Source organism: Arthrobacter sp. KNU40, assembly GCF_051515115.1.
Taxonomy (GTDB): domain Bacteria; phylum Actinomycetota; class Actinomycetes; order Actinomycetales; family Micrococcaceae; genus Arthrobacter.
This window is the reverse complement of sequence record NZ_CP195850.1, coordinates 2,099,480-2,122,803: the sequence shown is the minus strand read 5'-3', so window position 1 is coordinate 2,122,803 and position 23,324 is coordinate 2,099,480. Positions and strand designations below refer to the sequence as shown.

General features: G+C 61.0%; 15 protein-coding genes and 2 pseudogenes. 12 read left to right on the top strand and 5 right to left on the bottom strand.

Annotated features, from left to right (window positions below):
• Window positions 1-17: 17 nt before the first annotated feature.
• The 4 genes from ACSKT0_RS09810 (at window position 18) to ACSKT0_RS09795 (ending at window position 4,447) form a co-directional block, all read left to right on the top strand.
• A complete protein-coding gene (locus ACSKT0_RS09810) occupies window positions 18-947 on the top strand; it encodes a carbohydrate ABC transporter permease (protein WP_437773558.1) in 930 nt (309 codons plus the stop codon).
• Entirely contained in the window at window positions 944-1,825 is an 882-nt protein-coding gene (locus ACSKT0_RS09805) for a carbohydrate ABC transporter permease (protein WP_437773557.1), read from the top strand. The genes ACSKT0_RS09810 and ACSKT0_RS09805 overlap by 4 nt, the downstream gene beginning before the upstream one ends.
• A 283-nt stretch (window positions 1,826-2,108) precedes the next feature.
• Window positions 2,109-3,104, top strand: coding sequence for an alcohol dehydrogenase catalytic domain-containing protein (locus tag ACSKT0_RS09800; protein WP_437773556.1), 996 nt, complete (start codon window positions 2,109-2,111; stop codon window positions 3,102-3,104).
• A gap of 32 nt (window positions 3,105-3,136) precedes the next feature.
• Window positions 3,137-4,447 (top strand): MFS transporter, encoded by a 1,311-nt coding sequence (locus ACSKT0_RS09795; protein WP_437773555.1) that lies wholly within the window; start codon window positions 3,137-3,139, stop codon window positions 4,445-4,447.
• A gap of 72 nt (window positions 4,448-4,519) precedes the next feature.
• Here the strand turns inward: ACSKT0_RS09795 and ACSKT0_RS09790 are convergent, their stop codons facing one another.
• Window positions 4,520-5,302 carry a GntR family transcriptional regulator gene (locus ACSKT0_RS09790; RefSeq protein WP_437773554.1) on the bottom strand — a complete coding sequence of 261 codons (783 nt, stop codon included), beginning with the start codon at window positions 5,300-5,302 and terminating at the stop codon, window positions 4,520-4,522.
• A 297-nt stretch (window positions 5,303-5,599) separates the two neighbouring features.
• Between ACSKT0_RS09790 and ACSKT0_RS09785 the strand changes: the two genes are divergently transcribed.
• From ACSKT0_RS09785 to ACSKT0_RS09775, 3 genes and pseudogenes are all read left to right on the top strand, one after another.
• A complete protein-coding gene (locus tag ACSKT0_RS09785; RefSeq protein WP_437773553.1) occupies window positions 5,600-6,364 on the top strand; it encodes a class I fructose-bisphosphate aldolase in 765 nt (254 codons plus the stop codon).
• A gap of 43 nt (window positions 6,365-6,407) precedes the next feature.
• Window positions 6,408-7,781, top strand: coding sequence for an FGGY family carbohydrate kinase (locus ACSKT0_RS09780; RefSeq protein ID WP_437773552.1), 1,374 nt, complete (start codon window positions 6,408-6,410; stop codon window positions 7,779-7,781).
• 225 nt (window positions 7,782-8,006) lie between these two features.
• Window positions 8,007-9,271 (top strand): annotated as a pseudogene (locus tag ACSKT0_RS09775) (IS110 family transposase).
• A 140-nt stretch (window positions 9,272-9,411) separates the two neighbouring features.
• Here ACSKT0_RS09775 and ACSKT0_RS09770 read toward each other — a convergent pair.
• The 3 genes from ACSKT0_RS09770 to ACSKT0_RS09760 are packed head-to-tail and all read right to left on the bottom strand — an operon-like array spanning window position 9,412 to window position 13,272.
• Window positions 9,412-10,821, bottom strand: coding sequence for a hypothetical protein (locus tag ACSKT0_RS09770; RefSeq protein ID WP_437773551.1), 1,410 nt, complete (start codon window positions 10,819-10,821; stop codon window positions 9,412-9,414).
• On the bottom strand, window positions 10,814-11,704 hold the full coding sequence (locus ACSKT0_RS09765) for a GHKL domain-containing protein (RefSeq protein WP_437773550.1): 891 nt from the start codon (window positions 11,702-11,704) through the stop codon (window positions 10,814-10,816). The genes ACSKT0_RS09770 and ACSKT0_RS09765 overlap by 8 nt, the downstream gene beginning before the upstream one ends.
• On the bottom strand, window positions 11,701-13,272 hold the full coding sequence (locus tag ACSKT0_RS09760) for a hypothetical protein (protein WP_437773549.1): 1,572 nt from the start codon (window positions 13,270-13,272) through the stop codon (window positions 11,701-11,703). Before ACSKT0_RS09760 ends, ACSKT0_RS09765 begins: the two co-directional genes overlap by 4 nt.
• Window positions 13,273-13,275: 3 nt before the next feature.
• Here ACSKT0_RS09760 and ACSKT0_RS09755 point away from each other — a divergent pair, with 3 nt between their 5' ends.
• The 3 genes and pseudogenes from ACSKT0_RS09755 to ACSKT0_RS09745 all read left to right on the top strand — a co-directional run bounded on the left by ACSKT0_RS09755 (window position 13,276) and on the right by ACSKT0_RS09745 (window position 15,773).
• Window positions 13,276-13,413 carry a hypothetical protein gene (locus ACSKT0_RS09755; RefSeq protein WP_437773548.1) on the top strand — a complete coding sequence of 46 codons (138 nt, stop codon included), beginning with the start codon at window positions 13,276-13,278 and terminating at the stop codon, window positions 13,411-13,413.
• 1,079 nt (window positions 13,414-14,492) lie between these two features.
• A pseudogene (locus ACSKT0_RS09750) lies at window positions 14,493-14,642 on the top strand (IS110 family transposase); the annotation flags it as partial.
• A gap of 378 nt (window positions 14,643-15,020) precedes the next feature.
• Window positions 15,021-15,773 carry a hypothetical protein gene (locus tag ACSKT0_RS09745; RefSeq protein WP_437773547.1) on the top strand — a complete coding sequence of 251 codons (753 nt, stop codon included), beginning with the start codon at window positions 15,021-15,023 and terminating at the stop codon, window positions 15,771-15,773.
• A 302-nt stretch (window positions 15,774-16,075) separates the two neighbouring features.
• Here the strand turns inward: ACSKT0_RS09745 and ACSKT0_RS09740 are convergent, their stop codons facing one another.
• Entirely contained in the window at window positions 16,076-20,278 is a 4,203-nt protein-coding gene (locus ACSKT0_RS09740) for an NACHT domain-containing protein (RefSeq protein ID WP_437773546.1), read from the bottom strand.
• Between the two features lie 1,357 nt (window positions 20,279-21,635).
• Between ACSKT0_RS09740 and ACSKT0_RS09735 the strand changes: the two genes are divergently transcribed.
• Window positions 21,636-22,133, top strand: coding sequence for a ribbon-helix-helix domain-containing protein (locus ACSKT0_RS09735; RefSeq protein WP_437773545.1), 498 nt, complete (start codon window positions 21,636-21,638; stop codon window positions 22,131-22,133).
• Window positions 22,112-22,831, top strand: a complete 720-nt coding sequence (locus ACSKT0_RS09730) for a nucleotidyl transferase AbiEii/AbiGii toxin family protein (protein ID WP_437773544.1) — start codon at window positions 22,112-22,114, stop codon at window positions 22,829-22,831. The genes ACSKT0_RS09735 and ACSKT0_RS09730 overlap by 22 nt, the downstream gene beginning before the upstream one ends.
• Window positions 22,832-23,324 lie beyond the last annotated feature (493 nt).

Below are 23,324 nucleotides of genomic sequence, written 5' to 3'. Positions count from 1 at the left end.
TGATCGGACCAACTCCATTGGCTAAGACAACCACAGCCCCCCGTCCCGCACTGCTTGCCCCAGGGTTGAGCCTGCTGGAACGCTGGAAACTGCGCGGCCCGCTTCTGCCGGCCCTGATCTTCACGATCCTTCTCACCCAGTTCCCTTTCCTTTTGACACTCATTTACAGCGTTCAGAACTGGAACCTGCTCAGCGCCAAACCTGCTGTATTCAACGGCGGCGCTAACTTCCTCGACACCTTAGGCGACGAGGTGTTCTGGCGCTCGATCGGCAACACCGGACTCATGACGGGAGTCTCCACGGTGGCCTGCATCGTGGTCGGGCTTGGCTTAGCGCTGCTCCTGAACCACAAATTCCCCGGTCGGGGCATAGCCCGCACCCTGGCAATCACCCCCTTCTTTGTCATGCCCGTTGCCGTGACCCTGTTCTGGCGTTCTGCGATGTTCGATCCCGGTTTCGGCCTCTTGGGCTGGTTCTCGAAGGTCCTGGGCCTACCGGCCGTTAACTGGCTCAGTGAGTACCCGCTGACAGCTTTGATCATCCTGCTGACGTGGCGTTTCACGCCGTTCGCGCTGCTGATCCTGATCGCCGGGCTCCAGTCCGCCCCGCAGGAACAGTTGGAAGCAGCACGCGTCGACGGCGCCGGCCCACTGCGGCAATTCAGTTCCATCCTGGTGCCCCATCTGAGGCCTTACATCGAACTGACCGCACTACTTCTGGCCATGAACCTGGTCCAGACATTCGGCGAGATTGCCCTCCTGACAGCGGGCGGCCCGGCCTTCGGGACCACCAACATCACCTATTACATCTATCTCAAGGGCTTCAACTCCTTCGATCTCGGCACAGCCTCCGCGTTCGGTGTTGTCGCACTCGTGATTACCATCGCGCTCGTCCTGCCGGCGCTGCGACTGCTCTCGGGCATCTTCCAGAAAGAAGGTCGTCGATGACCACCACAACCAGCCGATCGGCAACCGTGTCCCTGGGAAGGAGGCAGATTTCCATTCGCCGGCGCCCGTCGAAACAACTCAAAGGCGTCCTGATGGGATTGGGAGGGTGGCTAGGCAGCCTTCTGCTCTTCCTTCCCATCGCCTATATGGTCTTGAAGAGCTTCCAAACTGAGCCTGACGCGGCAGCCGCCGCACCGAAGCTGATCTTCACGCCCACGATGGAGAACTACAACGGGGTGTTCCAGGCGGGGTTCTGGCCATATGCCATCAACTCCATCATCGTCGTGCTGGTTTCGACGGCTGTGGTGATCGCCCTCGCGGTCCCCGCCGCCTATGCCCTTTCCATCAGACCTGTGGCCAAGTCACAGGATGTCCTCTTCTTCTTCATCTCCACCAAGATGATGCCCATCGCGGCAGGAATTATCCCGATTTACGTGATTGCAACTGCGCTAGGCGTTCTGAATACCCTGGGCATCCTGATCGTTATGCACATCGGCATGAACCTACCCTTGGCCATCTGGATGATCCGCTCCTTCATGCAGGAAATCCCTTCAGAAATCATGGAAGCGGCCGCCGTTGACGGCGCCTCGCGCTGGCGAGGGCTCCGCTCGATCATCCTGCCGCTGGTGCGCCCCGGACTGGCCTCCACGGCGCTGCTATGCGGCGTCTTTTCATGGAACGAGTACTTCTACGCCCTGAACCTCACCAACTCCACCTCAACGCTGCCGCTCTTCCTCCAAAAGTTCCTCAGCTTCGGCGAGCTGTACACGGCACACGTCGCCGCAGCCGCGACCCTTCTGAGTATCCCGGTCATCATCGCCGGGTGGCTCGCCCAGAAGTCCTTGGTCCGCGGACTGCTGTTCGGCGCCGTCAAATAGGAGAACGGGCGCCCCATCCTTCCCGAACGGACTGCGCCCGCCTCACTGCGCAAATACTCCAGGAACCCGTCAGCGGCGGGGTCCTGGAGCATTTGCAATTGCGCACCCAAATGTCGGCATGTCCTTTCACACCTGTACGTACAGTACGCTTCGTCTAGACATTTTGGTTCGACGTGACGTACTCTTGTGACCTGGTAAACATCCCGCTCCGCACGGTCGCGAGCCGGATCAACACTCACGGTCGGGGATCACCTCTGCCGTGGCGAAGCGTGAAGGAGCGCAGATGCGCGCAGTAATCCTGGATGGAAAAGGATCGGTTGAGATCGCAGAAATCGACGATCCTGTTGCCGAAGCAGGCGAGGTTGTCATCGCCCCCGAGGCGGTAGGTATTTGCGGGACCGATATTCATCTCGCCTCGGGCGACTATCCGACCGGCACGTTTCCGGTAGTCCCTGGGCATGAGTTCGCCGGGACGATCGTCCACGTCGGATCCGATGTAGATGGCTTCAAGATCGGGGACCGTGTTTGCGTTGACCCGAATGTCGCCTGCGGACGCTGTGACCAGTGTCAGGCTGGTGCAACCAACCTGTGCCGGAATCTCGTTCCGATCGGGGTCACGAGCAACGGCGCGGTAGCGGAGCTTGTCAAGGTTCCGGCGTCGGTCGTCTTCGCCTTGCCCGACGGGATCGACTGGACCACCGCGGCCCTTATCGAACCGCTGGCTTGCGTTTTGCACGCACTCGGGAGGGTTTCCCCTGTCACTGCCAAACGCGTCCTGATCTACGGTGCAGGTTCCATTGGACTTCTCGCGACCGCCCTGGCCAGGTCGCGGGGTGCGGCCAGCATTGACGTTGTCGAACCGAGCCCTGTGCGCCGGGAAGCCGCCCTGGAATTCGGCGCCGACAACGCCTACGCCCCAGGCGAAAGAGCCACGGAACGCGACGTGGACCTGGTCATCGAAGCCAGCGGCCATCCCTCAGCGGTCTCTGACGCGATCGCCAAGCTCGCAGAGCGAGGCACGCTTCTGCAGATGGGCGTCGTCAGCCCGGCGGCCAGCATCGACCTCTTCCCCTACGACCTCTTCGACCGGGAGCTGACGTTCGTCGGCTCGCAGTCACTTGCGACCTCCTACCCGGCAGCAGTCCAAGCCATCAAGGAACTCCCCGAACTCGCGGCCCGCATGGTGACCCACACGTTCGGTCTTGAAGACTACGCTGCTGCGCTTGAAGCGGCACACTCCGAATCGGCCCGCAAAGTCCACATCCTGCCGCAGCGCTGACACGCGGTCTCCGTTCAAGAAAGTACTCATTTATGCCTGCACAACCTGCTGCAAACCGCTCCACACGCCCGGCGCTCCTGGACAGGCTCGGATTGCCCCGGGCGTTGGCCTGGGGATTCGTCGGGCTCCTGCTCTTCATGGTCGGAGACGGCGTCGAATCCGGCTATATCGCACCGTTCCTAGCTTCGAACGGGGCTGGCTCCGAAACCCGTGCCGCAGTAGTCATCACGGCCTACGGCCTGATAGTCACGCTGGGTTCATGGCTTGCGGGAGCGCTCTCGGACGTGTGGGGTCCTCGACGGGTAATGCTGTTCGGCCTGGCCATCTGGGCAGTTTTTGAAGTCCTCTTCCTCGCCGTAGCGATTCCGTCTCAGAACTTCACCCTGATCCTGATCATCTATGGCATCAGGGGTTTCGGATATCCGTTGTTCGCCTACGGATTCCTGGTCTGGATTCTCGCCGGGAGCCCCGCGAACCGCCTCGGGTCCGCTGTTGGCTGGTTCTACTTCGCGTTCACCGGCGGCCTGCCCACCCTGGGGTCCCTCATGGCGAGCGGCACCGAGCCGATCATCGGCGAGTACCTGACCTTGTGGCTTTCGCTACTCATGGTCATGGCCGGCGGCATTGTTTGTCTCGTTGGCATCCGGAAGGCCAAGGGGGGCGACCGTCTGGCCGCTCCTGGCGTGACAGCACGTCAGAGCATCATCAACAGTGTCTCCATCGCGGTGAAAATCCCACGCGTCGGGCTCGGCTGCCTCATCCGAGTGGTCAACACCGCGCCGCAGTTCGGATTCCTTGTATTCCTGCCAACAGTCTTCTCCACAGAACTCGGCTTTGGCACGGCCGGATGGCTGCAGCTGATCTTCACCATGGGGTTCGCGAACATCTTCGCGAACCTGTTCTTCGGCGTCCTGAGCGACCGGCTTGGCTGGCACCGGACACTCCGCTGGTTCGGCTGCATCGGCTCGGCCGTCAGCTCGTTGTGCTTCTACTTCATTCCGCAAATCACAGGCTCGCACTACTACTGGGTGGCCGTTGCCTGCGCGGCCTTCTACGGGGTGACGCTGGCCGGGTTCACTCCAATTTCGGTGTTGATGTCGCTGATGGCGCCTGGCCAGAAAGGCAACGCCGTAGCACTATTGAACCTTGGCGCGGGGGCTGCGACCTTCGTCGGACCCCTGATCGTTGCCGTCTTCCTCGGTCTCGTGGGGCCTGGAGGAGTCACAATCATCTTCGCAGCGTTGTATCTCGCCGCCGGGGTGGCAGTCCGGTGGCTTCGGGTGCCGGACCAGACCGACGCCCAAAAGGGTGCAGCCCCTTCATCGGAACTGGTTGGCGTGTAGCCACAGTCCTGCCTTCATAACAGGAAGAGCCTCCGTTTCAGCACGCGAAACGGAGGCTCTTCCAAGGCCGCCCTAGCGACCGGTACTGAGGTCCACGCTGCTGACGTTCACCTCAATGGGAACGATTTCGCTGCGGACCCAGGTCTCGTAGACATCGAATCTTTCCCCGCCCGTCGTCCACGAGGTGGACTGGATCCGGAGCAACGGCGAGGAGTCCGTGACGTTCAACGCGTTCGCGATTTCAGGCGTGGGGTTCACCGCCCGGATAGTCCGGTTGGCACCGCCAAGACCATAACCGGCACTCGCCAGCAGCCCGGAAAGGGACGCCTGCCCGGCCAGGACCTCCGTCGCACCGGCGATGATCGCCGCCACCGTCGGCGGGCTGTAGTTGATGCTGTAGAGCGCGGGAATGCCATCGAGGGACCGCAGGCGGACCAGCTCAAAGCCCCGAGTCCCCTCGGGAAGTTCCAGAGAACGGCATGCGCTCTCCGGTAGGACTACGGGGCCTGAGCGCAACACCTGGGTGGTAACGGGCCTGTTCTGGTGGCCGATGGCATTCTCAAGAAATCCCTGCTGCCCTTGGATCACCCAGCCCCGATCAGTGCTCGGCTCGCTAGCGAAGACCCCGCGGCCTGGAATGCGGTGCGCCAGGCCACTGGATTCAAGGAGCTTCAGCGCCTGGCGCACGGTAGCCCGGGAGAGACCGAACTCGGTACAGAGTTCATTCTCGCTCGGCAGCCGCTCACCTGCTTCGATGTCCTTGGACGCAATCCTTCGTTCGAGGACATCGAACAGCTGGCGGTAGTAAGGGGTCGTGGAGAGACGATCGATCGCCTCAGCGGCTGTTATGGACACGAGGCCCTCCTTCATCGAGGTCGGCGCAAAGGGAGATTGTCCACCTCATTATAGACCGACCGTACAGTACAGTCAGCTTAGCCTCGAAGGGATTTCAAGACCAGGTAGCCGCGAACCCTATTTTCATGACCGGGACTTGATTGGACTGTTGACGAGAAGCCGAGTAATCTCGTCCATACTGTATGTACAGATAGGTTAGAGTGCCTCTATCGAGGTGCTGAACACTAGCCATGAAGTCGTTGGACGGCAATGTGACGCGTCTACAGAAAGCAGGCTCCCGTGTCCATGGAATACCGCATGCGCCGTGCACTCCCCAGCAATCGCGTCGCCATCATCATGCCGGTAGACCACGGCCTGATTTTCAACCGTATCGAGGGCCTCGAAACCCCTTCCGCCCCGTTCGCCGCATGGGCCAGCCATGGAGTTACCGGCTTCATGATGACACCGGGCCAGGTTAGGCAGACTGAACGCTTCTTCGCTCAGAACCCGCACCTGAGCCGCGTGCTCACTATCGATACTTACTACGACCACCGGGAAATGGACAGCAAGGGCTCGCACGGGCTTATCACTACGGTTGAAGAGGCAGTCCGGATGGGCGTCGACGCCGTCAAGATGCTCTTCCCGTGGAACATGTCCAATGCCGAAAGGGTCGTCCTGTGCACCCGCGTCGGGCAGGTCGTCTCAGCCTGCGACCGATGGGACATCCCCCTGGTTCTGGAGCCGGTGATCATCGGCGCCCCGCGGAGCGAAAAGGTCATCGATGAGGAAGAGAAGGTAGCCCGTATCGCGTACGATCTGGGCGCTCACATCATCAAGATTGCCTTCCCCGGCGAAGAGCGCACCAGGCGCCTCGTCGGTGAACTCCGGGTGCCTCTCGTCATCGCCGGTGGCCCCCTGGCTGGCGAACCTGCAGATACCATCGAAGCAGTTGCAGAAACCATCCGCGCCGGCGCCCGAGGTGTGATCGTCGGCCGGAACATCTGGCAGCGTGAACAAGTCGCCGCTGAGAAAACTCTGGCCGAAATTTCATCCCTCGCCAAGAGTGTTTCCTTCAGCGACTAGGACAAGCAAGCTCAACGCCGAGTCAATCAAAGGATGGCGAAATATGGTCCGATCGAGCGAACGCACAGAGGTTGTCTGCGGCATCGACATCGGCAGCACGAACCTCAAAGTCGTCGCGCTTGACCGTAGCGGCCTCGTCGTCGCACGGGCCAAGCAAACAACACCTCGCAATCGCTCCGATCTTTCGATTGACGCGCAGGGAATCCTGGACGCCGTTGAGGACATGATCATCAAGGTCTGCGGCCCCGATTACATCGTTGCCGCGGTGGCATCAGCCGGCGTGGGAGAAGATGGTGTGCTCGTTGACAGCAACCGCAAGCCACTGGGCCGTGCCCTGGCGTGGTTCGACCCGCGACGGACCCGTCTTTTCGAAGCCTTGGAACCCCGTCTTCCTACGTCAGAAGGGATCGGCGTGACAACTAATCCCTCCCACACCATCATCGGTTGGCTCTGGTCGAGCCAACAGGACCAGAACGGCAACGCGTCGGCCTGGGCGGCCATCACCGACTTCGCCTCATGCTGCTGGTCCCGCAAGTCCTTTATCTGCGACACCCTCGCAGCCCGCACCGCAGCCTGGGACGTAAAGACGAGGACGTGGTTGACGGATCGCGTCGAGATGACGCTCGGTTCGTCAGACCTTCTGCCGGAAGTGTTCCGGACCGGGGAGCCTGTCGGACTCCTACATTCCCCTCGCTTGAGCAAGGCAGGAGTCTTGGCAACCACCGCCATCGTCGTGGCAGGCGGCCACGACCACCCCATTGGCGGATGGGGCGTCGACCAGCTGCATCCCGGCGCGATTCTTGATTCGATGGGCACCGCCGAAGTGGTGGTGGCTCAATCCCCTATCGCGAACGTACTTCGATCCTCAGGTTGCGATGTAGCCCCGGGGATACTCAGCCAAGGCAGTACCTTGTTGACCGTCACCGAGTTCGCCCGCAACGTCCAGTGGATTTCACAGGACCCGGCTGTCGCCGCGGCGTTTGGGGCAATTGTCACCGGGAGCCAAAAACCTGATGATTACCTCTATTCAGATACCTTTATTCCAGGCGGACAAGGCGGAGTCCGGCCGCGGTACGCCGCCAACGCCCCTGCCGCCGCCTTGTCCAGGGCTTCGGCGGCGGCAGGCGCCCTGGCCCGGACGGGGGGTGCCGCCATTCAAGCCGTGGCGTCCAGGATGCCCACTGGCGCTCCGGTATATGTCGCTGGCGGCTGGGCCAGATCAAAAGGCTGGATCGACATAAAAATGGCCGTCATCGGTACCGATGTGCAGGTCATCCCTGAGCCGGAGGTTACTGCCGTCGGTGCTGCCCTGCTGGCCGCACGGGCCGTCAACTGGGGGACCCCCGCTCGGACTGCCCTTTCATTTGGCTCCACTACATCTGATCTAGCCCCACTCCCCTTCAGCGGGCGCCGTTGAAGCGGGCAGCCACCACCGGCTGGCCCTGAGAACCCGGACCCCGTCCCGTTACCTTTCTCGTAGCCGATCCTGTTGCAGGATGAGGGTGTGCTGGCCTGCCGGCCCCGGCATGATTGCCGCCCCCAGTCGTCAATGATCCGGGGGGTGTTGTCACCGGGGTCCGGTAGGTGCCGGAGAGACCGCTAATAGAGGCAGGACAGGTTGGGATCGTCGTGCGTAACGTGGATGCCGGGCTCTGACACCGCGGACAGTCCAGCACAGGTATCAGCCGCTGCGACTGGGAGGTACAGGTGATCGGAAACCACGAAAGCATCGATGTCTTTATCGGCCTGGACGTCGGCAAGGGCGAACACCACGCCGTTGCCTTGGACCGGGCAGGTAAGAAGCTCTTCGACAAGGCCTTGCCCAACGACGACGTCAGGCTGCGCGAAATCCTCGATTCTTTGAACAAGCACGGCAGCATCCTGCTCGTGGTTGACCAGCCAGCGACGATCGGTGCGTTGCCCGTCGCAGTTGCCCAGGCCGCCGGTGTCACCGTCGGATACCTGCCCGGACTGGCGATGCGCCGGATCGCGGACCTACACCCTGGCGAGGCTAAAACCGACGCCCGGGACGCGTTCATCATCGCCGAAGCGGCCCGGACCATGCCCCACACCCTGCGCTCCATCCAGATCGCCGACGAACAGCTAGCGGAACTGACCATGCTCTGCGGCTTCGACGACGACCTTGCCAAACAGGCCACCGCGACGTCGAACAGGATCCGCGGCCTGCTCACCCAGATCCACCCGGCCCTGGAGCGTGTCCTTGGCCCGCGCCTGGACCACCCGGCCGTGCTGGATCTGCTGCGAACCTGGCCGACCCCCGAAGCCCTCCGCCATGCCGGCCGCCGCCGGATCGGTAACAGGCTCAAGAAGCTCGCACCCCGGATGGGCGAACGCCTCGCCGGCGAGATCATCGCCGCCCTGGACCAGCAAACGGTCACAGTCATCGGGACGAACGCGGCCACCATCGTCCTGCCCCAGCTTGCCCGGATGCTCGCCGACATCCGAGAATCACGGGACACCGTCTTCACGCAGGTCGAAGCCCTCGTGGAGGCCCACCCTCTTCACCCGGTCCTGACGTCACTCCCGGCGGTCGGCGTCAGGACCGCAGCACGCATCCTCACCGAGATCGTCGGCAAAGATTTCGCCACCGCAGGGCACATGGCCTCCTACGCAGGCCTCGCCCCGGTGACCTGGAGATCCGGGACATCCATCCGCGGCGACCACCCATCCCGAAAAGGAAACAAGATCCTCAAAAGAGCCCTGTTCCTGTCGGCCTTCGCAGCCTTGAAGGACCCGCCGTCGAGGGCCTACTACGACAGGAAACGCGCCGAAGGCAAACGCCACAACCAGGCCCTCATCGCCCTCGCCCGCCGCCGCTGCGACACGCTCTTCGCCATGCTCAGAGACGGCACGTTCTACGAACCACGAACGCCCTCAGCAACTTGACGAAAACCATAGAGGCACCCCCCCGGCGAAAGAGCCTGCTCAGTCTCGTCTTCCGCATGGATGTGCGGGGCAGACTGCCGTATCGGAGGTCGTGCCCTGCACGGATTTCATGGTTCTGGTCCCACTCCTGGTCCCCCTCGTCATGAGTTCGCGAGAGCTTCCGTTGCACGCTTGGCGATTGCGATGACGCGCTCGACAATCTCCCGATCGTCGAGCACGTCTTGGTAGCGAACTTGCCGACCGGCGTACGCCAGTACCAAGGCCCAGAACTCGCGTTCACTGGTCCGGCACTCACTGATCCAGTCATGGACACCACGGAACCAAAGTTCACAAGGGTGACCCTGCCCGAAGTCTCCTGTCGCGAAGGTTGATTCGATCTCGGAGACGCCCGGCCATGCTGCACCACGGATCGGCGAAGCTGGATGGACCAGAGTCGAGATGAGCATAGTGATTGGGTCTAGCGCGCCGGCAGCGAAGGCTTCGCTGTCGAAGTCAATGAGTACTGCCTGTCCGTTGTCGATCAGGACGTTCTCGGGGTGAAGATCGCCATGGCGAGGGCCTACTTGAGTAGTGACCGTGAGACTTCCGGCAGGCACAGAGATCCCGTAGGCGCCAAGAAGCTCTGACAGGCGCTCCCAGGCGATCAGAGGTTCGCAGAGATTGGCCACGGTGAGCGTCCTTCGCTGTGCTACCACTCCGTGCAGAGCGTCCCAGACGGGCCGAGCAAGTTCTACAGCTTCGGCGGGTCGCTCGGCGATGATATCCATGAGCGCGTACGGTGCTTCCCCGGCGACCTGCAGGACGTTGATGTAGCCTCCGGCCATCAACCCCGAGAGCGTCCGCACGGTAGCAGTGGTGTTTGCGCGCGGTAGGAGTTCGGGAAGGCCGCCAGACGAACCCGGAGACTTCACCCGCTTAGCGACAACTGTGGCAACACGACCTTCGGAACGGTTGATCTCACACCGCCACACGCTCGCCTCAGTCAAGCCGCCGCCGAGTGAGGCTACTGCGATGGAAACGCCCCGGTAGTCAAAGGCGAGTCGACGAAGGACTCTCTTGTCTAGTTCGGTTAGTGGGTCGCTCCCGAATGGCGTGATGATCTCGATGTCGTCAAGTGATTGCAGTAGCCGGCGGAACTGTACGACGTGCTCCTTGAACTCCAAGGACTGGTCCTTCTCGAGAACTGTGACTCTGTCGATGGGTTGGCCGTCCTGCGCCGGAAGCTGCCCACCTCCTTGCAACGACTCCTGGATGTGGCGGATGGTCGCGAAGCCGGTGAATACGACGAGCCTGGCATCGGGGTGGTTCGAGCGGACCTCCTTGAGGAGTTCATCGCCAAACTCGTCCGTCGCAGGCTCACCTGCCTTCACCGGGAGTCGGCGGTCCAGTACGAACAAGTCGATCAGGTCTGTAGATGTCCGGAGGTAGTCGCGCGCGGGAGCAATCGAGTTGAAGCTCCGGACAATGAAGTCAGCCGACTCAAGTACAACTTCGGAAAATTCTGCCTGCTGAGGATCGTCCTCGATGAGCACTGCGGTCGGGTTAGCCATGAGGGCGTGGTCCGCTCAGGGAGAAGGACGCCGTACCGCTGACACCGTCGAGCGTGATGGAAAGTCCGAGTCGGGCTGCCACAGTTTTGATCAACGACAGCCCCTGACCTTGGTGAGCCATCTTGGATGAGCTCCCCACGTCGACGACGTCCGCGAGGGCGAACCGGTCGCCCTTAAACGGATTGGTAACTCTAACCCAATAGCTTTGGTCTGTGAAACCCCAGGTAATCTGGGCGGCCGGTTTTCCGGTCGCCTCGATCGAGGCGTCGATCGCATTCTGGAAGACGTTCGAAAGCAACATCGAAAATAATCCTTCGTCTGTTTCAATATCTAGGCTGGCTTCGTCTGCAGAGGGCGCGACTGTGGGCGCGGTGCGGGTGTCTGGCCAGTTCTCGGACAAGATGTGCGGGAGGCTCAGACGGTGGAGGTTTAGTTCCTCATTGGATTTGATAATCGCGACTAGCCCGTCGATCCGACGCTGAAGCTTACGAACGGCATCGTTGGTCTTGCTGGTTCCAAAGGACTCGATCTCGCTGTCGGCCGCAAGTCTTATCCAGCCCACTGCCGGCGACAGTTCGTGCCTGACCAGAGCTGCGACGTCGACGTGCTCCGGCGCGGTTGCACTGCTCCTTGCTGGTACATCAGTCGCCTGCAACGCTGCAGAAGAGCCTCCGCGCATCGTGTCAGTCAGTCTCTGCCGTGATTCCAAGACCTGAAGCAGTAAACGGCGTACCTGTGGAACTGTCTCGGTCTGGAGAGCATTCATCAGCGCTCGGGTGGTGATCGCCTGTGGATGCTGGATGAGCCAGCCTGCCGCCCTTGCGCGATTGCTTGGAGCCGTCGACCCGAGGCCCTGTAGTTCGTCCGGCGTTTCGGCTGTCATCCCAAGCCGCCATGCTCGGTATAAAAGGCCGAGCGGTGGGCGAACGCCTCACGCCCGCCCTCCATTAGTCGCGTGATCCTATCGACGACGACGTCTGAATCGATCGCCCCCTTGACGTCAACTCTTCCTACTTTGCCATCACTGCCTAGAACAACAACGTTGTTAGCGGAGCCGAGCACCGGGATATTGGCGTTGTGCGTGGCGACAATCGTTTGGGCGCCACCTTGTCGGCGTGCGTTAAGGCCGCTCACGACATTGGCGACCAAGAAGGCATTATCCAGGTGATCTTCAGGCTGGTCAAGAATCAGGGTGCGTTCCTGTTCGGAAAGAATGATCGGCAGGGTCACGGCGCACTTCTGGCCTGTTGAGAGCGCATCAACGCTCTTGTCAACCGATCCATCCCGCAGACGGAAGTCAACGCTGTCTGTCAGGCGAATGCTGCCCAACCCTTGAAGAAGATCCCGCTCATTCAGGTTCTCGATCAGCCTATGCGCTCGATCCTCAGCGATGTCGCTTACAGCGGCCAGGCCTGTGGCATCCCCGCTTTCGACCATCTCCAAGAGCTGCCTCGGCAGTACACGCTCCGCAACAGCATCAATAAGCGTCGCGCGGGTACTACTCCCACGGAGCGATTCTTGCAGGAACTTTCGGAAGGCGCTTGCATCCGCCAGGTGGTCTACGACCACCACAACGTTGTTAGCGATCTGTGCGCTTGTCGAGCGCGCAACAGCGGCTCTCGCGTTGTAAAGCGCCTCTTCCGCTTGCTCGACGGCATCAAGCATCCGCCCTCGGCGCTCCAAGAGACCTGCATACCGGGACTCCAGCTCGCGCACGGCGGCGTCGTTCTCATCGAGTGCACGGAGCGCGGTGTCAACGTTCCTTAGCTGCGCGGTGATCTGACCGAGCCCCGCCTCCGCTTCTTCGAGTTCTTCCCTGATCGGGGCTGCGGCTTCGCGAGCACCTATGTTCAGCTCTCGGGTTTCTGCTTCAGCGGTGTCGAGATTAGCTCGGGCCGCAAGGAGTGCCGCAGTGACATTTTCCGAGAGGCCCACGGCCTGGCTGAGCGCGTCACGTACTGCTGGCACTTGCGACAAGGACGCTGCATGCTCTGTCGCAACGACCAGCCGGTCGAGCGCGCGTTGGTGGGAGACCATCAACTCGGTGACCTCGCCGCGAACCGCTTCGATGCGCTCTAGGTCCTGTCCACTTGAGATGACTCTCTCCTCCGCCTGTCGGAGGAGATCGCGTTGCTCGGAAAGCTGGGCAGTGCTTCCTCCAAGTAGAGCCGTTTCCTGCGACAAGAACAGGTTTCGGTCTACGGCGAGCCGATCACGCTTCTTCGACTCCTCTCGGCGTTGGTCCAACTCTGCTCGCACATCGAAGGCGTCGCCAGTCAACACTTCGATCCCGCCGAGGTCAGGAAGCTCGTTGACCGCGCCAGTACGTAGGTCCAGAAGGTTGAGCCGACTGGGCGCGTCGGATGCGATCTCCTCAAGCTCGTTCTGCCCCAAAACAAGTACCGATTTAGAGAGGTCGAGTCGCTGACCTCCACCCTTCGCATCAACCACTAGATGACGGCCACCGTCGTCAGACTCCACGTCAACGATGACCTCGCCAGTGCCAAGCACGGCATCAAGGAATGCTTGTCGGCTGCGGACAGCAGCGACGCTCTGCTCAGCGTGCTGCGCGCCCACGGCGTGGCGAAGTAGCTCCAAGAACGTGGTCTTGCCCGCGCCTCGGGGTCCGACGACAACATTCAGTCCTTGATCCAGCGATACGTCCAGCCCGTTGAGGAAGCCGCCGGTCACCCGGATGCGTGAAATCCACATAGATAGCCTTCCTCTTGTTTCGAAGCAAACGAGGCCCCCGCATGCAGCAGCCCGTTGACCAACACTACCGGCCAGCCACGGCCAGAGCCCGATTGCGGCACGCGGGTGGCTCGAGTCAACGGACCGTACATCCGGTCTCCGACGGGATGTACACCACGATCGGCTGGAATCACGAGCGGCAGCGCACCGTAACGTTGGAAACCTCTGCCTGAACGGCAGACCAGAGTACTGGATCCTATCCTGGTGCCGATGCGCCCGCGCGCCCCCATATACGTCACCGTCGCGCTGTCCTCGAGCAACACTTTCCATGTCGCCGGAGAGCAACGGAAACGTGCGCTCCGCCGGCCTGCGGCCTCTTCGAACGCGCGGATTCCGGTCGGCTCTATCCAGTAACCCGACGCTGAGGCGTTCCTACCGCAAGTCTTGAAAGCGTTCCAGTCACTAGCCACGCCTGTTCGGACTCTGCAACTTCAAGGACGTCTTCATGCCGTAGCCGCCGGATTGGACGTCGCGCGGGAGTGGAGTTCACCCGCGCTGAGGCCGTCGATCCGTAATCATGCACGGTGAGCAGTGGCTGCGGCGGAAGCATCCTCATTGAATCGAATGATGGGTGACCGAGACGGGCCGCGACCCAGTCGATCGCCGAGCTGGTCATGAGCCGGTTGAGTTCCTCTGCGAATGAATGTGCTTCCGCCGCCGGTGAGCTGGACCTCGCTGGAAAAGTTGGGGCGCCCCCGAGGACCGTATGCCAACAGAACAGCTGGCGTGACCGGGAGCATGATGAGCTTGGCATTGGCGAACCCGCGACCGCCTTTCAGACGTACAAAACCTTCAAACGTCAGATCTTTCTTCGACTCACCGCGCTTGACTGATTCGTCCTGTTTGACGTCGATAGGCACTGTCTCGTCTCCGATGATCAGGAGTGGCTTGTTGAGGTGGATAAGCGACGTAGAACGACTCTGACCATGCTCTGCGGCTTCGACGACGACCTGGCCAAACAGGCCACCGCGACGTCGAACCGGATCCGAGGCCTGCTGACCCAGATCCACCCGGCACTAGAGCGTGTCCTTGGCCCGCGCCTGGATCAGGCGCATCGTCTTAGTGTCCTGCGCCTTCGTAACGAGGTCGATCCCAGCCTCCGTTGGCCAATTGTGTGAGCAATTGGCCAACTACCGTGCCACGGCAACTCCGATAGCCCGCAATCGGTGACGTGAAGTCCCATCGTGGCTGCTATGGGACTTCCCTCCCCCGCGTTTCCGAATATCTGCGGACCTTCAGCAGGACTTGTGGGAAGGCGACCGTGCTGGACGCTCCGTTGGACGAGGTCAGGTGCAGCGATGAGGATCTCCCGCCACGGACAGTCGCACGTCCGGAGACGACTATCAGCCGGCGGGGGTTCTTTCATCTGTCGACGAGTAGACTCTGGGTTCCCTAATAGAAATCATTGAGTGATGTCCAGAGAGCGCTGGGGCATTAAGGAGAGCGGATTGACGCAGCAACGCAGCGGACGGCGACCCGCAGGCAAGCCCAAGGGCACCATCGAGCCATTTACGAGGCGGACAGTTGAGCTCGCCCTGAAGACGCAGGCTGACGACGCAATCGAATATGTGAATTGGCTGCGACAGGAACATCCCGGCCACTCCCAGGCTGACCTTGTCAGGAAACTTGAAACCAAGTTCTGGAAAGACGCGCGTCGGATCGGTCGAGAATCGGGCGCTGCAGGCACGCCCCGGAACACAATAGGGGCCTATTCGACCGGCACGGAAACTCTGGAGGCAGCCGTCTTCTTTGTCCTCGCCGTCGCTGAAGCCAATAGTTCACCCCACTCAGAACTGAGGTACCGTGAGGAACTTGTTCGGTCCGTCCTCCTCGCGAAGGGCACCGACAAGGCCATCCAGGCCCTCGCCTCACGAACAGCGCCGCACTGGGCAGGGAAGGTCGTGGCCAAAATCCCCGAGGCCGCGTACAAGCCAATCAACAATGTCATGGGCCCCGACTTCATCGTCAAGTCGGGCCAATCAGGCGTCATCGTGATCGACGAAGTGGCCGAACGCGGGGTAGGTGCCGGTATTGGCCTGGCAACCAACACCGCCTTCGCATGGTGGGTTATCCGTGCCAGCCGCCGTGCCTTCAAGCGCCCCGACTCTGCCGTAGCCGACCTCGGTGTTGTCATTATCGAAGAAGACGTTATCGATCCCGACGAGGTCGTGGAAGAAAAGGCCGGACCGGGCCGCGGCTGAGAATCCGTCCTAGCCGCTGGTGACGGCCCGCGTCTGATCCGAACCTATGAGGGCATGACACTCGGAATGACCTCGCAGACCTTGGCATCACGCCCAGAGCCCTGACCCACTCGGCCACAGTAATTGCGCCGCTGGTATTAGCACGAGTCTCGCTCAGTGACATAAAGTCGACCCTTCGAGGTGGCATTTCCAGATCCTATGCGCCAACTCTGGCGGACTTCATGAGCTCCGCCGGACCGTGAGTCCACTGTGGACTGCTCAGTCGCACCTGACTCTCCACGGTCCTCGTTGCAAGGGCATGGTTAGCCTTCCGGAAGGGCGTCGATAACGACGCTCTTCTCGGGCCAGGCACGCTCGAACGAGACGCTCCCACCCCCATTGTGTTGTGTTTCGGCGCGTCCTGGGTGGGACATGAAGGTGGATCCGTCCAATGAGTAGAATCCAAGATAAGTGCGCCGAACTGGCCTTCCATCGCGGGGCAGGCTGTAGTCACGTTCGACCGTCTCCTTGGCCGCTCTGACGATCCAGAATAGCGCTTTGGAGTGTTGCTGAAGCACCGGCACCACGCTGGAGATCTCCATGTGCGCTGTGTTTGGGCCCTCGTTGCGGACGGAGAAATTTTCAATGATGACGCCCTCCGCCTCAGTCCCCCACCGGAACTCCTCTAGCTGCTCGACGTCAAGTAGCCTGCACATGGCCGTCGAGGGAATTATTCCGGACAGATGGCGGCTCTCTGACTGGTCCCACTCCCCGCTGGTGCCACTGTAATTAGTGGTGGTGATCTCGATTGGGACTGGAACCCCCCGACGATCCCACTCGTCGAGAGTGGATGCTTCAGGCCACGCCGATGCGTAGGGGTGATCCGCCAAGAAAAGGCCGTGCGGATCACTGCTCTTCGGCACATCCGCTTGGGAATCGAGGTCGGCGGCCCAGTCCAACAGCTCGGGCAGCTTCTCGGCGTCGACCAGGTACGAATCCACCTGAATCCAAATCTGATGCCGGGATGGTTCGAGCGCGGCCTCCTCCGGTAGCAGTGGCTGGATCCACCCAAAGTTTCCCTCCAACAGCATCCATTTGGCGCCGTCCTTGGGACTTGTCACCATCATTAGGGTCTCAATGTTTGGCATGGACGCGTCGTCTACTGGCCACTCCGGGTCAAGGGATGACGGAAACTCAGGCGAAACCGGCGCGAACCAGGACTTCTCGCTATCCCTGAATGATCTGCTTTCTGGGGCTTTGAGAAGAACGCTCGGGTCGATGTCGGGCGCCCGCACATCAAGCGGACGCTGATACTCCGTTCGCTTGTCATCGTTCGATCGGGCGTCCAGCGGATAACGGTCGAGAATCAGTCCCAATGTTTCGAAGTACGCAATCCACTGGTACTTCTTTCCGATCCTTTCGGTCCTGTTGTCAGACGAAGGGTGCCATGAGACGGCCTTGTCAACTCGTCCGAAACGTTCCGGGGTCCAACCAAGGTCAAGCACCCGGTCAAAAATAAGCCGGGAAATAAGGTCGTTATCCACCTCCGCGGGAAGATTTACATCTCTCAGCGACGTGTCGATGACGTACTTACGGAAGTCGTCGAAGTTCGACATCACGCCAATGGTGGAGTACTGGTACTCCGGGGGGCCCGTCATTGCTCCGATTTCTTCCGCCGATCGCACGGTTGCCGGCCACACGGACTCGTAGGGCGGTGAAACCACGTCGCGGAGGGTACCGTGGGGACACTCCCAGCCCAAGTCCAGAGCCCTGTCCAAGACACGCCGGGCGTAGTCTCGCGAGAATACATGCACAGGCCAATAGCCCCGCCCGACGGTGTAGTCGAACACTGCCTCAGCGAGCAGGAAGACAGCCGCTGTATCCCGAGTCCTCAGGCTTAGACCACATGCCACGGCGAACAGTCTTTCCTCAACGTATGGGTCATTGACGTCGTGGAAGTTGTTGAGGACGGTACCGAGAAGGGCTGGAGCCGCCTCCATCACCGAAATAAGGGCTTTCGTGGCATTGTCCCGGGTCGGGCGATGGCTGGAAGCCAATGCCCATGCCAGAACGTGGGCCGTGAGGAGCCTCGAGTCGTCGTCGGCTGATTTGGCGGCCGGCGACCATGCCCACGAGATTAGTTTCTGCAGGGGCGCACGCTCCCCCGGCTCCGCGTTGCAGTACTGAGTCCACGTCGCATCCCGATCCTGAAGACCGCAATCGAACAGCATGTCATGAAGCCATAGGGCATTGGTGGCATGGTTCGGAATCGTCGCCACTTGGAGCAGAGCGGTCAGGGTTTCGTGCGAGTAGTCATCACTGTTCCACAGTGAAAGAACAATTTCCCGGGTGCGCTCGTTAAGGGCAGACCGCGACCTCCACGCGAGGCTCTGCAGAAACCCTGTGTACAGCTCGTATTGAAAGCGGTTGGAAGTATCCTCCACGGCGTCCAGCAGCTCAACACCGTGCACCTCGGGAAGGATTGTCGCCAGCGCATCCAGCACCCCAGCGTGCGAGTACCACCGTGGTGCCATTTCTTGGCACCGTTCAATGGTCTCAAGGGAGTCGGCACTGCAAATCAGGCGCGCTATCGCAGTGTCGCCCAGTCGTTCGTAGGCAAACCTGATCGAGGCCCCATCACTCGATTGCGACTCAGTGAAGATTCCCTCGTGCAGTAGGCCGCGTAACAGGCTGCTGCTCCAGCTACGGTCTGGCAGGGAGGTCTGAATGATTTTGCTGGCGGTTGCCCTCGGGAGGAACCGTCCCTGATCTCGCATTGCGAGGGCAATATTCGTGACGGCCGCCTGGACGAGTGCGTCCTCGGCATCGTAGTCGCAGCGGTCCGGACTACTCAGGGTGCGATTAACCGACTCCAGCAGGATGTCGTAAGTCCAGCTCAGCCCGAGGCCCGTTCGAGGGAAACTTCTGGCACCGCTCCTTTGCAGGGCCCTACACAGCAACTTGAGGAAAAGGGGGTTGGTAAACTCGAGATCCAACAGCGGGAACGACGGTACTTCAATGTCGTACCAGCTAAGGAACTCTACGATGGCGGCGTCAGCGACTTCAGCGAATCCCTGATGCACCTCTCTTCCCAGTTCCCCGAGCACATGCTCGGGGATACTGTCAGACAGGAACTCGCTGCGGCAAGACAGTACGACCCTCAAGTTGGGGAAGCCCTTGGCCCGGTCCAGGAAGCTGGCCAGGTGACGCGTCCAGATTCGGCGGTCTTCTGCCTCATTGAGCGCGTCGATGATAATTAACCCGACTTCCCCAAGAGCTTCACATGCGACGCTGAATGTCGCGAGGAGCTGGCTCGCCGGCCCGTTGAACCCAACAATGCGTCCGAGCTCCGCTTCGATGGACCCTGATTGAAAGTGCTCGCCCAAAGCAATCAGCGTGGGTAGGCCCTGCCGCGTTCTCTGACTCGCCAGGTCGCACAAGAGGTGGGTCTTACCTGAACCTCCTGTACCCTCGATCAGCAGAGTTGAGTTCGAGGATTGCTGCCACCCGCGACTCCGGCTGAATCGTTCTATCCCGAGCAGCGCCGACCTTATCTCCGTGACTCGCGAGTGAAGACTCGCGGCCTTGTCATAGTAGAAGCCGTCGCGTTCGGCATGCTCTGACAGCAATCCGGTCACCGTCCGCAGATGCGACTTTGCGGTCTGAATAGGGGTGCTGAAATCGGGCAGGTTGATTTGAGGGTTGAGCGCAACATCTCGAGCGGTCTCCAGCAGTCCATCCATGTGGTCCAAGGCGGCGTCCGCAGCTGTGGTGGCTTCGTTGAACTCATCCCGATGCTCGTCAGGAATTGTGAAACCGTAGCGGCGGGACTTGCGGAGGCCGGCGAGCTGGTCGCGGATCAGGGACTGGAAGCCTACCGTGCGGCCCAGGCCTTCGAACGCTTCAGACAGCGGCAATACAACGTTGAGTTCAGGTGTGTAACGGGGGCCGGCAGATGACACGCATTGGGATGCGATGCGTTCAAAGTCGTGCAGAGAGAAGCCGTCAAGATCAAACCAATACCGCAGACGTCCGACCTGGTCGGGCCGGCTCAAAAAGTGGTGGAGTTCCGACTCTCCAGCATATTCAAACAAGACTTCGCGACCAAGGGCGGCCGCCGCAGCCGTCCACTTCTCCACGTGGTCATTCCACTTAGTGTGCGCGCTCTTCGACCGGGCGGTGTCGCCTGACGGCCGATCGTATGGCAAGACGACAAGATACTTCGTGAGGGTCGGCTCCCGATCGAGCGCGCGCTTGATAGATTCCCCAATGGCCGCGAACTCCGCGGAATCGAGTTGGAAGAAGAACTTGGTCTGCCATGCCCATATCTCGCCGTTGGGCAAGAGGCCTCGGCCTTCCCGACCGCCGTCCGGGTTGCCAAAGCGCTCAAATCGCGTCCCCGTCGGAAAGCCGATCAGGCCCTCACGCATTAGCTGCGAGACGAGTTCCTCAAAGCCTCCCGCTTGAGATGGCGGAGTGCCCCAAGACCGGATGTCGCGGAAGTTGATGTTGGGTAGGAGCGCCATCCCCAAAGTCCTCTCTGTACCCAGAGTTTCCAGGTGCCTCCCAAGAATAAGTGGCGACGGACTCCGAACACCGGGCCGGCCGTTTTGCGTCGATACCGTGTCGAGGGATTGCCTCCGCATCGAGGACGCGATCGAGGGCTGTACAGAACAGCTTTGCAGCAGCCGTCACACATTCAAGCCACCATCGCCTCCTCCAGCTGATTTCATATGCGGCGGCCACTGAGAACTGCGGAGGTTCAGGCCAAGATCCGTGTAGAGAGCGGCACGGCAGTGCCGTTTCATTATGAGCTGCGGTCCGACATCGTCGCCTTCGCTATCGCAACTGAGCTCTCCACATCGCCAGTCGCGACCTGCCGCCTTTCCGACGGATGCGCCCGTTCGCGCGTTAACGGCCTGGCGTCAGTAACTGTGGAACTGCGCCCCCTGGAGATCCGGTTTCTGGGACGTTGATTTTGGGGGCTTCCGCCGAGCCCTTTGCCGGGTACGCCGCCTTAGCCCGGAAAATTGTGCATCCCGTGTCTGCGGAAGCCGATGCAAAGGACACGCCCCGGGTCCGCTATCAGGACGACGCCTGCTCCTGACGGACACACACGGTGCCTGCCGCTAATAAGTCGGACATAAGTGTTGACAGTGTCAACAGCCCCTTTGGCAGGACTTCCGGGGAGCGCCGGCAGCTCCCCGGAAGTCCCGAAGGGCCTTTCAGGATGTTCCGCCCTAAAGCCTATGTTCGTCATGTCGTTCCCGTCACCAGGAACCATGAACAGGTGTAAGAGCATCCACGACCAACCCGATAGAACCGGAACGAGGAACCCATAAATCCAACACAGAGCCGGCGGAGGGCCCACCAGCCAGGGCACTGAACCCGCTACCCACACACCTGAATAGGCCCCCGCGGCGGCCAGGCCAAAGCCCGCGAACCTAGCGTCAGAGGACGCCACCACCAGCTTTGTACACACGTTAAAGCAAAAACCCCCTCTGACGAGGGGGAATGCTGTGCCCAAGGTGGGACTCGAACCGCATTCCGGGCCTTGGAAACACTGGGAACTCTTGAAAACATAGGCAATCCGAGCCAGTCCGGCCGATGTACGACCCGATCCGAAGCCAAAGGTGTTGACATTGTCAACACCCGCAGATCTTCCCCCATCGGCCGCTCAACAATATGATTTACAACCTTCAGGCGTGGAGCTTTCCGCGGCGATCGAGCTTCAACGCCTTGTCAGCAGGTGGCCACGACGGTTCGGGCCTTCCCGGCAGCGTCGAACACCCGCCTCTTACCTTGTCACGAAACTCTCCTTCGGCTGTCATGACACCGCGTAGACTTGGCCATAAAGGTCAAGCCGTCTGAAAGGAGCGCGCCATGTCAGCAGGGACACCACGGCACACGATCCGTATCAGCGATGACCTGTGGAACGAAGCGCAGCACAAAGCCATGCGGGAAGGCACCTCGGTGTCCGAACTCATCCGCACCCGGCTCCGCGAGTACATTACAGCCCCGGTCGAGCACCGGCACACGATCGCCGACTCCCTCGTGTACCTGGTCCCGCACGCGTTCAACGACCTGCACGGCCCAGCCGCCGGAACCGCGGAGCTCCCCCTGCACTTGGACTGGGGACCGGAAAGAAGCTACACCGTGGATGACGACGGAAGCTGCTCGGTGCTGTACCAACTCACCCTGCAGAATTCCGGATCCATCGAGGAAATCTGCCGCATCGTCCACCCTGCACGGCTGACGGCCCTGTGGCCGACCATGATCCTTCCGGCACGGTGCCGGCAGCTCTGGGAAGCCGCCTTCCCCCAGCTCCCCGCGACCCGCGAAGCGAAGGAGCACCCATCATGGACGACACTCAGCGCGTAGCAGCCAAGATCGCACTTGCCGTCCTGGCAGCTGATGGCTTCCTCCTCGCCGGCGGCCAGGCCCTGATCGAACACGGCATCACCGACCGCCTTTCGGACGACATCGACCTCTTCGCCCTCCACCGACGCCACACCCCGGCAACCTTCGCCGCATCGGTACAGAAAATGACGGCCGCCCTCAAGACCGCCGGATACACCGTCGAGATCACCCGACAATACGAAGAGTTCGCCAGCATCACCGTAGGACACGACCAAGAAGCCGTCGTCATCGACCTCGGACTGGACTGGTGGGAGAACTCCCCCGCCATCATCGACATCGGCCCCATTCTCTCCCTGAAAGACTCCGTCGCGTCCAAACTGCTCGCCGTCTACTCACGCGGATACGCCCGGGACTACCTCGACGCCCACTCCATCATCACCAGCCACCGCTTCACCCACCAACAACTGATCACCCTCTGCCAACGGAGGGACCCGACCCTGGACCTGCCAACCTTCGCCGCCGCCATCGCTAGGCACCGGACACTCCCCACCACCGAATTCACCAAATACGGCCTCCAAGCCAGCGAACTCCCCACCCTCAGCAACACCCTCCTGGACTTCGCCGAAACAATCCACAAAACCAGCCAAAACCCCGGCACAACCCACACAGACAACCCCACCGGGCCGGCAAACCCCGAACCCGGTCCCGAACTGCTCTAAACGCCAATCCGCGCAGGCACCGCAGCCAACTAACACCGAGACCTCCGAAGTTTGCCTAATTCTTCGCAACCAGTTGGCAGCCGAGCCGAAAGCGGTCGGTCCACCGACTCGCCCCTGCCCTCAAGGGCGGCAGCGCTGCCTCTCCGAACGGCAATCGCGCTAAGGCTTGCCGCCACCACCAGCAACGGCAACATTCCGGTGAGGCCCACACCCAGTTGAAAAGATTCTGCCGTGCGCACCAACGAATGCCGTTTAGAGGATCAGGGCTACAACCCGACCTTTCACCCCGATGGATCCTGCTAACGATCGGAAAGTAGAGTCGGTGAGACGACTGCGGCTTAAGAGGGGAAACGTTGGCCTGTCTGGCGGCGAAAACAAACGGTGGGGAAGCACGCCACGGAAGACCCGGAAATCGTGTGGTACTTCCACGGCCACCGATGAATCGGGCGGGCTCGGCTCGCAGGCCGGATCCACAACGCCCGAGCTCCGACCC